Here is a 14,402-nt window from a genome sequence, read left to right as displayed (position 1 = left end):
GAACAGGCGCGCGTGCTTAGCTACCTTGCGCAACGACAGGCTGGCGCGCCAGTGCGATGAAGGCGCGCACGTAGTCGATGGCGGTGTCCGTCTCGCGTGCGCCCAGGAAGATCTGCTTGGCGATGCCGCGCTCGCCCAGGCGCACCGGCACCACGTCCATCTTGGCCGCGTATTCCTCGACCAGCCAGCGCGGCAGGGCGGCCACGCCGCGGCCGCTGGCCACCATCTGCAGCATGATATCGGTCGTTTCGATGGCTTTGTGGCGCTTGGGCGTGACACCGGCCGGCAAGAGGAATTGATTGTAAATATCCAGGCGCTCGATGTCGACGGGGTAGCTGATGAGCACTTCCCGGGTCAGCTGCTGCGGCTGCACATACGCCGCTGTAGCGAGTGCATGGCCCTTGGCCACGACGAGTACCTGCTCGTAGTCGAACACGGGTTCGAAGGTCAGCCCCGGCTTGTATAGCGGGTCGGGCGTGACCAGCAGGTCGATCTCGTAGCCGAACAGCGCGCCGATGCCGCCGAACTGGAACTTTTGCTTGACGTCCACATCCACGTCGGGCCATGCGGTCAGATACGGCGACACCACTTTGAGCAGCCACTGGTAGCAAGGGTGGCATTCCATGCCGATGCGCAGCGCGCCGCGCTCGCCCTGCGCGAACTGGCCCAGGCGCTCTTCGGCCAGGTCCAGTTGCGGCAGTACCCGGTTCGCCACCGCCAGCAGATACTGGCCAGCCTGCGTCAGGCGCAAATTTCTCCCTTCGCGCAGCCAGACGTCGGTGCCCAGTTGCTGTTCCAGCTTCTTCATGCTGTGGCTCAGGGCCGACTGGGTCAGGTGCAGCACGCCTGCGGCGGCCGTCAACGACCCTTGTTTTTCGACCTGCTGGACGATGCTGAGGTGAATGCGTTCAAGCATTGGAATGAGCCATATTCATGGATGTATGAAATATGACCATTATACTTCATCGATTCCTCCCGCTATCATCCACTTCCCTGCTGCCGGTATTTACCGGCCTTCGCGCATCACTCCCTATGAAAGCAAACATGACACGTCCCCTGCGTATAGTCGCGGTTTCCGGCGGGCTACAACGCCCTTCCAAGGCGGCAGCCCTGGCCGAGCACCTGATGGACCTGATCGCCGACGAAGTGCTGTGCGAACAACGCCTGGTCGAACTGGGTCAGCTGGCGCCGCAGCTGGCCGGCGCCAGCTGGCGCTCGCAGCTGCCCGAGACGGTGGAGCGGGAACTTGCGGCGGTCGAGCAAGCTGACATCGTGGTGGTGGCAACCCCGGTCTATCGCGGCTCCTACACGGGACTGTTCAAGCACTTCTTCGACTTCATTCATCAGGACGCCTTGATCGACAAGCCCGTCCTGCTGGCGGCCACCGGCGGCAGCGAGCGCCATGCCCTGATGATCGATCACCAGTTGCGGCCCCTGTTCAGCTTTTTCCAGGCACGCACCTTGCCGCTGGGCGTCTACGCGACCGACAAGGATTTCCTCGACTACCGCCTGCAGGACGAGGCGCTGATCCAGCGGGCCGCACTGGCGGTGCAACGGGCCTTGCCCTTGATCGGATTGACGCGCCATGCGAGACCGGCCACGACGCAAGAGCTGGCCGCCGCCTGATATGCATCGCCACAGTCACCAGGCAAGCAACCCATTCACCTTTTCGCAGAATTCAGGACAGCAGATCACCATGAGCAACGACTTTGTATTCAGCATCAAAAGCATTGTTTTCGATGAAAACTATCACCCATCGGACACTACGCGCCTGACGACCAACTTTGCCAATCTGGCCAGGGGAAAGAGCCGCCAGGAGAACTTGCGCAACACCCTGAAAATGATCGACAGCCGCTTCAACAGTCTGGCGCATTGGGACAACCCGAACGCTGACCGCTACTCGGTCGAACTCGAAATCATTTCCGTCGAGTTGAATATCGATGTCAAAGGCGGCAATATCCCGCTGATCGAGATATTGAAGCCGAATATCCTGGATAAAAAAACCGGACAACGCATCGATGGCATCGCGGGGAATAACTTCTCCTCTTACGTGCGCGATTACGATTTCAGCGTGCTGCTGCCAGAACACAACAATAATCAAGCCACATTCAGCGCACCAGAGGATTTCGGCGATTTTCATGGCAAGCTGTTCAAGCACTTTGTCAGATCCGATGCTTATCAAGAGCGCTTCAGCAAGCCGCCGGTCATCTGCCTCAGCGCTTCGAGCAGCAAGACCTATCAGCGGACGGAAAACCAACACCCCATCCTGGGCGTCGAGTATCAGCAAAACGAGTTCTCCTCGACGGATGCCTATTTCGAGAAAATGGGCATGCAGGTGCGCTATTTCATGCCGCCAAACAGTGCCGCGCCGCTGGCGTTTTATTTTATCGGCGACCTGCTGGGCGACTACAGCAATCTGGAGCTGATCGCCACCATCAGCACGATGGAAACCTTTCAAAAGATTTATCGGCCCGAAATCTACAATGCCAATGCCGCGGCGGGGAAATGCTATCAGCCCAGCCTGAAGAATCAGGATTATTCACTGACGCAAATTGTCTATGACCGGGAAGAGCGCAGCCAGCTGGCCGTCAAGCAGGGCAAATATACGGAAGAGCATTTCATCAAGCCCTACAAGCATGTTCTCGAACAATGGGCTGCCGCCACGCTCGCTGATTAATCCAACTACACGAAATCGTCATCATGAAAAAATTATTGCCTACTTCCACTGCCGGCAGCCTGCCCAAACCTTCCTGGCTGGCGCAGCCTGAAAAACTCTGGTCGCCCTGGAAATTACAGGACGAGGAATTAATCGAGGGCAAACAGGATGCCTTGCGTTTGTCGCTGCAGGAACAGCAGCAGGCAGGCATCGATATCGTCAGTGACGGCGAGCAGACCCGCCAACATTTTGTCACCACGTTTATCGAGCATCTGAGCGGCGTCGATTTCGACAAACGCGAGACCGTCCGGATTCGTGACCGCTACGATGCGAGCGTGCCGACCGTCGTGGGCGCCGTGAGCCGCCCGAAGCCGGTGTTTGTCGACGACGCCAAATTTTTACGTCAGCAAACCACGCAGCCGATCAAATGGGCGCTGCCAGGTCCGATGACGATGATCGATACGCTGTATGACAGCCACTATAAAAGCCGTGAAAAACTGGCCTGGGAATTCGCCAAGATCCTCAATCAGGAAGCGCGGGAACTGGAGGCGGCCGGCGTCGACATCATCCAGTTTGACGAACCCGCTTTCAATGTCTTCTTCGATGAAGTGAACGATTGGGGCATCGCCACCTTGGAGCGGGCGATCGAAGGGCTCAAATGCGAAACGGCCGTGCATATTTGCTATGGTTACGGCATCAAGGCCAATACGGACTGGAAAAATACGCTGGGGTCCGAATGGCGCCAATATGAGGAATCGTTCCCCAAGCTGCAGCAATCGAATATCGACATCATCTCGCTGGAATGCCACAACTCGCGCGTGCCCATCGACCTGATTGAACTCATACGCGGCAAAAAAGTAATGGTCGGGGCCATCGACGTGGCCAGCAACACCATTGAAACGCCGGAGGAAGTGGCCAACACCCTGCGCAAGGCGCTGCGCTTTGTCGATGCCGACAAGCTCTACCCGAGCACCAACTGCGGCATGGCGCCCTTGGCGCGTGGCGTGGCAAGAGGCAAACTCAATGCGCTCAGCGCGGGCGCGGAAATCATCCGAAGGGAAATCTCCTAGCAGACTGGGAAAATACCGCAAACCCGATTTCGCCTAAGCCAGCCGTACCAGCATCACCCGCAAGCGCTCCGCCATCCGTGCCCGCAAGGCCCCGTTCAGCAGCGGCGCCACCTGCACAAAAGCTTCGGCGATGCGCACCAGCAAGGCATCGACATGCTCCTCCGCCTGCAGGCGCGTGGCGAAGCCGAAACGGGTGTGATCGCGCAGCATGGCGTCGCGCGTGATGTCGCGGCGGCCGGCGCTCACTTGCATGACCAGCGTTTGCGGGTCGTCTTCCGTATCCGGCACGACATCGAACGCGGGCGAGAGGCGCCAGCGCTGTTCATCCAGGTCGAACAGCACGGCGTGGTTGCGCGGATGATCGTCGTTGTTGCCGACGACACCGTTGAAGACCATGCGGCCGAACAGCTCGATGCCGTCTTCCGGCGGCGCGCCGATGCGCCGGAGTTCTTCGGCCAGGCGGGGATAGCTGGCGCCATCGCTGTCGGCCGCTTCCACCGGCGGATATTGCACTTGCAGCAGCGAAGCGGCGCTGGCCGTCATGACGCGTTGCGCGCCGCGCCGGTCGTAGCGCAGGATGCGCACGACGCTGCGTTCGGCCGTCAATGCATGGTGGCGCGTGTCGGCGAAACGCAGGCCGGACGCCTTGCCCCATTGCATGGTCGCGTATTCCAGCAGCGCCAGGTCGACCGTATCGGTCATCAGGCCCGGTTTCACCAGCCAGTAATCTGCACCGTCCCGTACCGTGGCCTTCGGGCGTGCGCCGCCCATGCTCGGGGTGGCGAACAGGCGCTTGCGCAAGGGCGCATTGAGTGGCGGCCGGCTTTCCGCGATGGCCAGCAGTTCCTGCACCAGCGCGTCCAGGCGATGCAGCGTGGGGCTGGCCAGCTGCGCTATGTTCGGTTTGGGCGTGTCGCCCACAGCCAACGCACCCCAGCGGTCGCCATTGCCCGACAGGCGCAGGAACTGGATGGCCGTGGCTTTTTCGCCCAGCTGGTGTGCGCGGCGTATCAGCATCTGCCCCCAGGAATCCGGACTCGCGTCGCGCAGCACGTCATGCAGGCCGCCATAGCGTCGCGCCAGGTGTTCCACGCCGGGAATAAACGGCAGATTGACGGGATCGATGCTCCAGGACAAGCCTGCATCGGCATAGCTGGGCGCGTACAGAAAGCTGCCGATGCCGGTATGCGCATCGAGCACATAGCGGCCCACCACTACCCACGCGCCGTTGTCGGGCCGCTGCAGATAGACAAACAAGGGACGGCTAGAAGTAGCCATCGTCGCCCTCGTTCAAGGCGGGGCGGCTGCGGATGTTGACGCTGTCCATCTGCCACAGCACCGCGTCGGGTTCCGGCGCCGTGATGGCGAGGATGCCGAGCACGTGGAAGGCGGCCAGGAACAGGCCCACGTTGACGGACGCTTCCCCCCTTTCCATGCGTTGCAGGGTGGGGTGTGAAATGTCGAGGCGGGCGCACAGGTCGCGTGCCGTGATGTTTTGCTGCACGCGCTGCTTGCGCACGCACTGGCCCCATATCCTGAGCCGCTCGTTGACGAGCGTCGGCATGGCGTCTTTCGGGCGGGCACGTTTTGTCATGATAAGGAAGTGAACATATTTTTTATATTGTAGTCCTTAATTGAAAGAATATGTCCACAGTCCTTCATCTTGAAGGTAAACATAGAATTGAATTTAATGATGTTAAATTTAATCTTATGTTCATGATGCGCGCCGTTGCCCTATTTTAAAATTCCTCCCACTGCGCCGGTGCGCAGGCGCGTTGCGGCGCGGCAGGGGCTGGCAAGGTCGCCGCTGGCACGCCGCCGAGCTTGAAGGCGCTCACCACCTGCGCCAGGGTGGCCGCCTGCTCCTGCATGGCGGCGGCGGCCGCCGCCGATTCTTCCACCAGGGCCGCGTTTTGCTGGGTGACGTTATCCATCTCGCTGATGGCCTGGTTGATTTGCTCGATGCCGGCAGTCTGTTCCGCGCTGGCGGACGTGATCTCTTCCATGATGTCGGTGACGCGGCGCACGCTGTCGACCAGGTCGCTCATGGTGTTGCCGGCCTGGTGCACGAGCTCGCTGCCGGCCGCCACGGTCTGGGTCGAGTCGTCGATCAGGGTCTTGATTTCCTTGGCGGCCGCCGCCGAGCGGTGCGCCAGGCTGCGCACTTCCGTGGCCACCACGGCAAAGCCGCGGCCCTGCTCTCCCGCGCGCGCCGCTTCCACGGCCGCGTTCAAGGCCAGAATGTTGGTCTGGAAGGCGATGCCGTCAATGACGCCGATGATGTCGGCAATCTTGTTTGACGAGGCGTCGATTTGCCGCATCGTCGCCACCACTTGCGCGATGACGGCGCCGCCGCGCTGCGCCACGCCGGAGGCCGTGTCAGCCAGCACGTGCGCCTGGCGCGCATTGTCGGCATTCTGCTTGACGGTCGAGGTCAGCTCTTCCATGGATGAGGCTGTCTCTTCCAGCGAACTGGCTTGCTGCTCCGTGCGCGCAGACAGGTCCAGGCTGCCCGTCGCCACTTCGGACGAGGCCGACGCGATCGTTTCCGTGCCGGCGCGCACCGTGCCCACCGTGTGCGCCAGGTTGTCGTTCATGCGCTTGAGCGCTTGCAACAGTTGCCCCATTTCATCGCTCGACTGCACGGTGATACGGCTGCGTAAATCGCCCGCGGCAACCGTGTTTGCCACCTGCAGCGCCGTGGCGACGGGACCGGTGATCGAGCGCGTGATGCCATACGCCAACGCCGCCGCGATGGCCAGCGCCGCCAGCGACATGCCGATCAGCAAGGTGCGCGTATTGGCATAGGTGGTGTTGGCGTTGTCGCCCGCCGTGGTGGCCAGGGTGTTTTGCAAGCTGATTTGTTCGGCAATCAACTGCTTGTAGACAAGTAAGACGGGGCGCAGCTGGCCGTACAGGTAGGCGCTGCTGTCGTCCGGCGTGCCGCCCTTGATCAGCGCCAGCAGTACCTCCTGCCCCTGCGCGTAGCGCGTGTTGGCGTCGTTCATCTTCGCCAGCAAGGCGCGTTCGCGCTCGGAATCGAGCATGCTGGCGAGCTTGCCGAGATTGCCGGCCGCCGCCTGGCGCGCGGCCAGGATGGCGTCGGTCTGCTTGCGCTGGTCGGCCGGATCGGCGCTGAGCATCATGTTGCGCAGGGCAATGGCGATGTCGTTGATGTTGGCCGACACGCTGTTGGCGAGCGCAATCTTGGGCATGCTGTCATGCACGATGTGGCCGGTGCCCTGGTTGATCTTGCCCAGCATGGCAATGCCCAGGCAAGAGATGATGATCAGCATGGTGCCGATGGCGGCAAAGCCCACGGCAAGGCGTGTGCCGATGGTCAGGTGGGATAAAAACTTCATGGCGGTCTCGATACGGAGGGAATGGTGAAAAGGTCGGCGGCGTGCAGATGGCTGCCGCGCCGCCAAGCGGACGACGATCCTAGACCTTTTTGAATGATATTTCCATAGGGCAATATGCCTAGTCGCGCCTGGGGGCACACGCCAGTTCCGCTTATCCTGTGGCTTGCCGGTGTTTTCAGCTATATTGGCAGGCACCCGCCGGGCGGCGCGCCATGAGCGGCGCCGCTGCCAATCCGGCCGTTTTTCTCATTTTCAGCCATAGGTCCGCATGACTTCTTTCCGTCTCCGTTTTTTCCCCTTCCTGCTGCCGCTGCTATTGACCCTGCTGCTGGCGTGCTCGCTGGCCGCGCCACCGGCCTGGTCGCAGCCCGTCGACGATGCCGCCACGGCCGACCAGCGCCTCGACGGCTTGCGCAAGCAGATCACGGCCATCCAGAAGGCGCTCGATGGCGAGGCCGAGCTCGATGACGCGACCCTGTCGCAGATGCGCGCCGATGCGCTGGCGGCCAGCGCCGAGGCGGACAAGGTGGCCGAGGCGCTCACGCCCACGCTGTCGAGCGTGCAGGCGCGGCTGGCCGAGCTGGGCAAGCCGGCAGCGGGCACGAAAGATGCCCCCGACGTGGCGGCGCAGCGCAGCCAGCTGGACCGCACCAGCAGCGCCCTCGACGCGCAGGTCAAACTGGCGCGCCTGCTGGCCGTGGAAGCGACGCAGGCGTCGGAACAGGTGTCGACGGCGCGCCGCGCGCAGTTGCAGGCGCGCCTGGGCGAGCGCACGGCGTCGATTCTGGCCGGCTCGTTCTGGAACCAGCTGCATGCGGAGTTGCCGCAGAATCTGCAACGCCTGCGGGCGCTGGGGCAGGAGTTGGGCAACGCGGCGCGCGCCACGCCGTGGTCGGCCTGGGGCGGCTTGCTGGCCGGCATCGTGGCCGTGATCGGCGCCAGCGTCTGGGCTTCGCGCTATCTGCTGGTGGTCACGGCCACGCGCGTGCCGCATGGCCGCTTGCGCCGCTCGCTGCATGCGCTGGCCGTGCTGGTGCTGGCGGCCGCCACGCCGGGGCTGGTGGCGGAATTGCTGGCCATGGGCTTGCGCTGGGAAGGCGGCCTGTCCGAAAAGACGTCGACTTTCCTCAGCAGCTTGATCGGCATTATCTGTTTTGCCGGTTTCACGGCGGGCCTGGGCCACGCGCTGCTGTCGCCGTGGCGCGTGTCGTGGCGCCTGCTGCCCTTGCCCGACGCGCTGGCGCACCGCTTGCGCCATTTTCCCGCGATGTTTTCCTTTATCGTCGTGCTCGTATGGGCCACGGAACGGGTCACCATCGTCATCAATGCGGGCCTGTCGACTGCCGTGGCCGTCAATTGCATCGTCGCCCTGGTGATGAGCACGACCATCGCCTATGGCTTGATGCGCGCCGAGCGCTGCTGGCGCCTGTTGCGCGAGGCCGATCCCGCCACCCTGGTCACGCCGCTGTGGCTGCGCTGCATCACGGTGCTGCTGTGGCTGGCGCTGGCGTCGAGCGTCATCAGCTTGCTGGTCGGCTATGTGGCCTTCGGCAGCTTTGTCGCCAAGCAAATCGCCTGGGTCATCGTGGTGGTGGGCAGCACCTATCTGCTGACGGTGCTGGTCGATGATATCTGCATGCTGCTGGCCTCGACGCCGCCGCCGCCGGACGCCGTCAACCCCGTGCTGGCCACGCCCAAGGCGCGCGACCAGGCGGCCGTGCTGCTGTCGGGCATCGGCCGCGCCATCGTCGTGCTGCTGGCCCTGATGCTGCTGCTGGCGCCGTTCGGCGAAGGTCCGGGCGAGCTGTTCCAGCGCGTCGGCAAGCTGCAGGATGGCCTGGCCATCGGCGAGGTGGCGATCCGCCCTGGCGCGCTGATCCAGGCCCTGCTGGTGCTGGTCGTCGGCTTCGTAGCGCTAGGCCTGTTCAAGCGCTGGCTGCAAAACAGCTATTTGCCGACCACCAATCTCGATTCCGGCATGCAAGTGTCGTTCATCACCCTGTTCGGCTATATCGGCGGCGTGCTGGCCGTGGCGCTGGCCCTGTCGGCGGCCGGCATCGGTCTGGAACGCATCGCGTGGGTGGCGTCGGCCTTGTCGGTGGGTATCGGCTTCGGCTTGCAGGCCGTGGTGCAGAACTTCGTTTCCGGCCTGATTCTATTGGCCGAGCGCCCCGTGAAAGTGGGCGACTGGGTCTCGCTGGGCGGCGTGGAAGGCGATATCCGCCGCATCAATGTGCGCGCCACGGAAATCCAATTGGGCGACCGCTCGACGGTGATCGTGCCGAACTCGGAATTCATCACCAAGACGGTGCGCAACGTGACCCTGGCCAATCCCCTGGGCCTGGTGCAGGTCAAGCTGCCGCTGCCGCTGGGCACGGATGCGCAAGCGGCGCGCGCGCTGATCCTGTCCGCGTTTGTCGATAATCCCGACGTGCTCGACACGCCGGCGCCCAATGTGCAGCTCGACGGCATCGACAATGGCTTGTTGCTGTTCAACGCCACCGGCTATGCCTCGTCGCCGCGCTTGACGTCGGGCATCCGCAGCGCCCTGCTGTTCGAGCTGCTCAAGCGCCTGGACGAGGCGCATATCGCGATCGCCAAGCCCAGCACCATGGTGCTGAGCAGCGTGCCGGCGCAGTCCGAGGCGCCGCTGATCCCGGCGGTGGCCGCCGCGCCGGCCCCGGCGCCCGCACCCGTGCCGCCGCTGACGAGCTAGTCGGCACGAGTCAGCGCACGGTCGACCACAGCAGCGCCGCCAGGTACAGGCCGATGCCGAACGCCGTGTGGGCCATCAGGCTGCGCAGGCGGGCGGCCGCCGGATGCGGTGTCTTGCTGGCGGCCAGGCCGGCGCCCATGCACGGCTGCAAGATGCAAAACGGCGCGGCCACGCTCACGAGGCCCGCCAGCAGGGCCGGCGCGAACGTCGGCCCTTGCACCCACTCCTGTCCCACCAGCGCCAGCAGCACGGCCGCAAACAGCACGCCGATCACGTAATGGGCGGTCCAGCCCAGGATGGCTTCATCGCGCACGGGCGCCGCCTGGGCGATGTTGACGTGGCTCAAGGTGCCGCGCGGCAAATGGCCGAGCCAGCGTCCCACCATCGCAAAGTTCAGCGAGGGTATGCACCAGAAGCGCTTTAACGCCACCGCCCACACATCCATCACTGCCGTCGCGCCCACGCCGATCGCCAGGGCATCGAGCCAGAGTATTTGCATCGTGTCTCCCTTATAACATTCAATTGATTGCTTGAATGTTATAAGGGTGCTAGCATCGTGTCAATGAAAAATGCTGATATTGAATTGCTTACCGGTTCCGCCGGGTTTGCCCATATTTTAGGCAGCGCACCGCGCTTGCGCCTGCTCGAACAGATCGCGCACGGCGAATATGCGGTGGAGCAACTGGTGGAGTTGACGGGCTTGTCCGTGGCGAATACCTCGCAGCATTTGCAGCAGCTGCGGCGCGCCGGTTTCGTGCAGGCGCGGCGCGACGGCAAGCGCGTGCTGTACCGGCTCGGCAACGGCCCTGTCATGCAATTGCTCGATGCGCTGGACGTGTATGCGCAGCACCAGCGCAGCGAATTGCAGGCGCTGGGCCGGGGCGACCACGTGGAAGCGATCACGGGCGACGAGCTGCTGGAACGCATGCAGGAAGCCAGCATCACCGTGCTCGACGTGCGGCCCGCGCAGGAATTTGCCGCCGGCCACTTGCCCGGTGCGATCAATATTCCGTTTGACGACTTGCAGCGTCGCCTGGGTGAATTGCCCGCGAACGCAGAGATTGCCGCTTACTGCCGCGGCCCGTACTGCGTGCTGTCCGTGCAGGCCGTGGCGGCCCTGCGCCAGCACGGCTTGCCTGCGCGCCGCCTCGGCAGCGGCTACGACGACTGGCAGGCGGCCGGCTTGCCGGTGATCCGGGCGGCGTGATGGCGATCCCCAACAGCAAGCAGGAACTGGTCGACGCCATCAACAGCACGTACGCGAAACTGGTGCAGGAGCTGGCGCGCGTGCCGCCGGCCTTGGCGCGCGATCCCGTGCTGGAGGGGCAAGTGAAAGGCACGCGCATGAGCGTGTGCGATCTGCTCGCCTACCTGGTGGGGTGGAACGAGCTGGTCTTGCACTGGCACGCGCAGCTGCGCGACGGCAAACGCATCGAGGACATCGCCTTTCCCGCCGAAGGTTTCACGTGGAACGCTCTCGGCGCTCTGGCGCAGCGCTTCTATGCCGACTATGCTGAGCTGAGCATGGACGACTTGCTGCAGCGCCTGGAGCAGGCGAAAGACCAGCTGCTGGTGCTGATCGACGCGCACGACGACGTGCAATTGTATGGCCAGCCCTGGTACACGCATTACACGATGGGGCGCATGATCCAGTTCAATACGGCGTCGCCGTATGCGAACGCGCGCACGCGCTTGCGGGCCTGGCGCAAGACCATGTAGGCAGCGACCGGCAGGCTTGCACGATTGCATCAGTACGCTCAGAAAACTTTTCAGGCAGGATAGTGGTTTCAAGCGGAACCAATTGAAGGATCACCATGCTGACCATCGCCCTCGCCCAGATGAATCCCACCGTGGGCGACTTCGACGCCAATGTCGCCGCCATCACCGTGCGCATGGCCCGCGCCAGCAGCGATGGTGCCGACCTGCTGGTGTGCCCCGAGCTGTCGCTGTGCGCATATTACCCGGGCGACCTGTTCGAGGATGCCGCCTTCCTGCGCGGCCTGCAGCAGGCGCTCGAGACCCTGCTGCAGGCGTCCACGCGCTGGCCCGCGCTGGTCACCGTCATCGGCACGGCGCGCCCCAACCCCGGCGTCGGCAAGCCCCTGTATAACGCCCTGCTGGCCATCCGCGACGGGCGCATCGTGGCCGAGTACTACAAGCAGCTGCTGCCGACCTACGGCATCTTCGACGAGGGCCGCCATTTCGAGCCGGGCCCGCCCGGCGCCTGCACCCTCGATATCGCCGGCTGCAAGGTCGGTTTCATGATTTGCGAGGATGGCTGGAACGACGACGGCCGCGCCTACGCCGTCAACCCGTTTGAGGCCCTGCACGCGGCGCGGCCTGATCTCATCGTCAGCATCAATGCCAGCCCGTCCGATATCGGCAAGCGCGCGCAGCGCCACGCCGTGTTTGGCGCCGCCTGCCAGCGCGTGAATCTGCCTCTGCTGTTCGTCAACCAGGTGGGCGGCCAGGACCAGCTGGTGTTCGACGGCGCCTCGTTCGCCATCGCGCCGGGCGATGGCGTGCAATTCGAGGCGGCCCGCTTCGTCGAGGATTTCCAGCTGCTGCGTTTTGCCGATGGGCGTTTCGCGCAGAAGGACGGCGCGGCGTTTCCCGTGCCGGACCCGGACGGCATCCCCGCCGTCGAATTTGCACGGCGCCAGATCGTGCTCGGCTTGCGCGACTACGCGCGCCGCTGCCGCTTTACGCAAGTCGTCGTCGGCTGCTCGGGCGGCATCGATTCGGCGCTGACCCTGGCCCTGGCCGTCGAGGCGCTCGGCGCGGATAACGTGGCGGCCATCACCATGCCGTCCGTGTTTTCCAGCGCCGGCTCCGTCACCGATTCCGTCGCCCTGTGCGCCAACTTGGGCATCGCCCTGACCACGCACCCGATCCGCGACATCGTGGCGAAGTACGAAGCCGGCTACGCGGCGGCCTTCGACGGCAAGCTGCAGGGACTGCCGCTGGAAAACCTGCAGGCCAGGGTGCGCGGCACGATATTGATGGAATACTCGAACGCCTTCGGCGCCCTGCTGCTCACCACCGGCAACAAGAGCGAAATCTCGGTCGGCTACTGCACCTTGTACGGCGACACGAACGGGGGCCTGGGCTTGATTGGCGACCTGTATAAAACGGAGGTCTTCGCCCTGTCGCGCCACATCAATGCCAGCGCCGGACGCGAACTGATTCCTGTCGCCGTGCTCGATAAACCCCCGTCGGCGGAGCTGGCGCCGGGCCAGCGCGACACCGACAGCCTGCCGCCATACCCGGTGCTCGATGAAATCTTAAAGTGGCACATCGAGGGACGGCGTTTGCCGGCGGCCGAAAGCGCGCAGGCGCTGACCCTGGTCGACCAGTTGCGCGAGACGGACGAGGGGCGGGTTCTCGTGAGGCGCATCCTCGGCATGGTCGCCCGCAACGAATATAAGCGGCGCCAGGCGGCGCCCATCATCCGCGTGCGCTCGCGCGCCTTTGGCAGCGGCCGTCAATTGCCGATCGCCGCCCACTATCCCACCGGAGACGACGCATGACACTCGCCTATTCCGCCGACGCGGCCATCCTGATCGGCCGTTTCCAGCCTTTTCATAACGGCCACGCCGGCTTGCTGCAGAAGGCGCTGACGACGGCCGCGCAAGTGGTGGTGGTGCTCGGTTCCGCCTTCCATGCGCGCAGCCCTAAGAATCCGTTTACGTGGCAGGAGCGGGCCGCCATGATCGCCGCCACCCTGCCCGAGGATCAGCGCGCGCGCGTGCATTACGTGGCCGTGCGCGATTACTACGACGATGGCCTGTGGGCCGACGCCGTGCGGCGCGCCGTGGCGGGCACCGTGCCTGCGGCGCAGCGCGTCACCCTGGTGGCCTGCTTCAAGGACGCCACCAGCTATTATCTGCACCACTTCCCGCACTGGCAGCTGCTCAATCTGGAGATCGACCCTGGCGCGCCGATCGGCGCGACGGCCATCCGCAACGTGCTGTTCGAGGCGGAAGACGTCGACGTGTCGCTGAGCGCCGTGGCGCAGCTGTTGCCGGCGGCCATCGGCCAGTATCTGAAAGCGTGGACCTTGCTGCCGTGGTACGCGCCGCTGGTGCAGGAATACCGCGCCATCGAGGCCTACAAGGCGCGCTGGCGCACGGCGCCGTATGCGCCCATCTTTTGCACCGTGGACGCGCTGGTGCAGACGGGCGGCCACGTGCTGCTGGTGCGCCGCGGCGGCTATCCGGGCAAGGGCCTGTGGGCCTTGCCGGGCGGCTTCCTGGAGCCGCGCGAGCGGCTGCTGCAGGGGGCGCTGCGCGAGCTGGCGGAAGAAACCCAGCTGGGCGTGCTGGCGCCCACCCTTGTCGAGGCGCTGGTGGGCGTGGCCGTGTTCGACCACCCGGACCGCAGCCAGCGCGGGCGCACCATCACGCATGCGCATTATTTCGACCTGAAGACGCGCCAGCTGCCGGCCGTGACGGCGGCCGACGATGCGGCGCTGGCGCAGTGGGTGCCCGTGGCGTCGCTGCCGGCCATGGAAGAGCAATTCTTCGAAGACCACTTCCACATCCTGAACCACTTCCTCAAGCTCACGCACGAGGGGCGCTGAGGGCAGCAACCCCCTC

General features: G+C 64.2%; 13 protein-coding genes. 8 read left to right on the top strand and 5 right to left on the bottom strand.

All coding sequences use genetic code 11. The features are described from left to right. Positions 1-16: 16 nt before the first annotated feature. Positions 17-916 carry a LysR family transcriptional regulator gene (locus AC0V2Y_RS06735; protein ID WP_475416975.1) on the bottom strand — a complete coding sequence of 300 codons (900 nt, stop codon included), beginning with the start codon at positions 914-916 and terminating at the stop codon, positions 17-19. A 128-nt stretch (positions 917-1,044) separates the two neighbouring features. Here AC0V2Y_RS06735 and msuE point away from each other — a divergent pair, with 128 nt between their 5' ends. The 3 genes from msuE to AC0V2Y_RS06720 all read left to right on the top strand — a co-directional run bounded on the left by msuE (position 1,045) and on the right by AC0V2Y_RS06720 (position 3,726). Next, a complete protein-coding gene (gene msuE / locus AC0V2Y_RS06730; RefSeq protein ID WP_475416976.1) occupies positions 1,045-1,626 on the top strand; it encodes an FMN reductase in 582 nt (193 codons plus the stop codon). Positions 1,627-1,696: 70 nt separating this feature from the next. Next, entirely contained in the window at positions 1,697-2,677 is a 981-nt protein-coding gene (locus AC0V2Y_RS06725; RefSeq protein WP_475416977.1) for a DUF1852 domain-containing protein, read from the top strand. Between the two features lie 23 nt (positions 2,678-2,700). Continuing rightward, positions 2,701-3,726, top strand: a complete 1,026-nt coding sequence (locus AC0V2Y_RS06720) for a methionine synthase (RefSeq protein WP_475416978.1) — start codon at positions 2,701-2,703, stop codon at positions 3,724-3,726. Between the two features lie 33 nt (positions 3,727-3,759). On the opposite strand, the gene AC0V2Y_RS06715 is transcribed toward AC0V2Y_RS06720, so the two are convergent. The 3 genes from AC0V2Y_RS06715 to AC0V2Y_RS06705 all read right to left on the bottom strand — a co-directional run bounded on the left by AC0V2Y_RS06715 (position 3,760) and on the right by AC0V2Y_RS06705 (position 7,088). Then, positions 3,760-5,004 carry a type II toxin-antitoxin system HipA family toxin gene (locus AC0V2Y_RS06715; protein WP_475416979.1) on the bottom strand — a complete coding sequence of 415 codons (1,245 nt, stop codon included), beginning with the start codon at positions 5,002-5,004 and terminating at the stop codon, positions 3,760-3,762. Beyond that, the gene (locus AC0V2Y_RS06710; protein WP_475416980.1) at positions 4,991-5,320 is read right to left on the bottom strand and encodes a helix-turn-helix domain-containing protein; all 330 of its coding nucleotides are present in this window, start codon (positions 5,318-5,320) and stop codon (positions 4,991-4,993) included. The genes AC0V2Y_RS06715 and AC0V2Y_RS06710 overlap by 14 nt, the downstream gene beginning before the upstream one ends. Before the next feature lie 145 nt (positions 5,321-5,465). Further along, positions 5,466-7,088 (bottom strand): methyl-accepting chemotaxis protein, encoded by a 1,623-nt coding sequence (locus tag AC0V2Y_RS06705; RefSeq protein ID WP_475416981.1) that lies wholly within the window; start codon positions 7,086-7,088, stop codon positions 5,466-5,468. Between the two features lie 268 nt (positions 7,089-7,356). Between AC0V2Y_RS06705 and AC0V2Y_RS06700 the strand changes: the two genes are divergently transcribed. Further along, on the top strand, positions 7,357-9,804 hold the full coding sequence (locus AC0V2Y_RS06700) for a DUF3772 domain-containing protein (RefSeq protein WP_475416982.1): 2,448 nt from the start codon (positions 7,357-7,359) through the stop codon (positions 9,802-9,804). Positions 9,805-9,814: 10 nt separating this feature from the next. Here AC0V2Y_RS06700 and AC0V2Y_RS06695 read toward each other — a convergent pair whose 3' ends face one another. Next, the gene (locus AC0V2Y_RS06695; protein ID WP_475416983.1) at positions 9,815-10,303 is read right to left on the bottom strand and encodes a DUF2938 domain-containing protein; all 489 of its coding nucleotides are present in this window, start codon (positions 10,301-10,303) and stop codon (positions 9,815-9,817) included. Positions 10,304-10,366: 63 nt separating this feature from the next. Here AC0V2Y_RS06695 and AC0V2Y_RS06690 point away from each other — a divergent pair, with 63 nt between their 5' ends. The 4 genes from AC0V2Y_RS06690 to AC0V2Y_RS06675 all read left to right on the top strand — a co-directional run bounded on the left by AC0V2Y_RS06690 (position 10,367) and on the right by AC0V2Y_RS06675 (position 14,386). Continuing rightward, on the top strand, positions 10,367-11,011 hold the full coding sequence (locus tag AC0V2Y_RS06690; protein ID WP_475416984.1) for an ArsR/SmtB family transcription factor: 645 nt from the start codon (positions 10,367-10,369) through the stop codon (positions 11,009-11,011). Next, the gene (locus tag AC0V2Y_RS06685; protein ID WP_475416985.1) at positions 11,011-11,523 is read left to right on the top strand and encodes a ClbS/DfsB family four-helix bundle protein; all 513 of its coding nucleotides are present in this window, start codon (positions 11,011-11,013) and stop codon (positions 11,521-11,523) included. The genes AC0V2Y_RS06690 and AC0V2Y_RS06685 overlap by 1 nt, the downstream gene beginning before the upstream one ends. Positions 11,524-11,618: 95 nt before the next feature. Continuing rightward, on the top strand, positions 11,619-13,334 hold the full coding sequence (locus AC0V2Y_RS06680) for an NAD+ synthase (RefSeq protein ID WP_475416986.1): 1,716 nt from the start codon (positions 11,619-11,621) through the stop codon (positions 13,332-13,334). Next, positions 13,331-14,386 (top strand): bifunctional nicotinamide-nucleotide adenylyltransferase/Nudix hydroxylase, encoded by a 1,056-nt coding sequence (locus AC0V2Y_RS06675; protein WP_475416987.1) that lies wholly within the window; start codon positions 13,331-13,333, stop codon positions 14,384-14,386. Before AC0V2Y_RS06680 ends, AC0V2Y_RS06675 begins: the two co-directional genes overlap by 4 nt. The last annotated feature ends 16 nt before the right edge of the window (positions 14,387-14,402 follow it).

Source organism: Janthinobacterium sp. BHSEK (assembly GCF_056174685.1).
The sequence above is the reverse complement of the archived record's forward strand: the minus strand, read 5'-3'. Positions and strand labels throughout refer to the sequence as shown.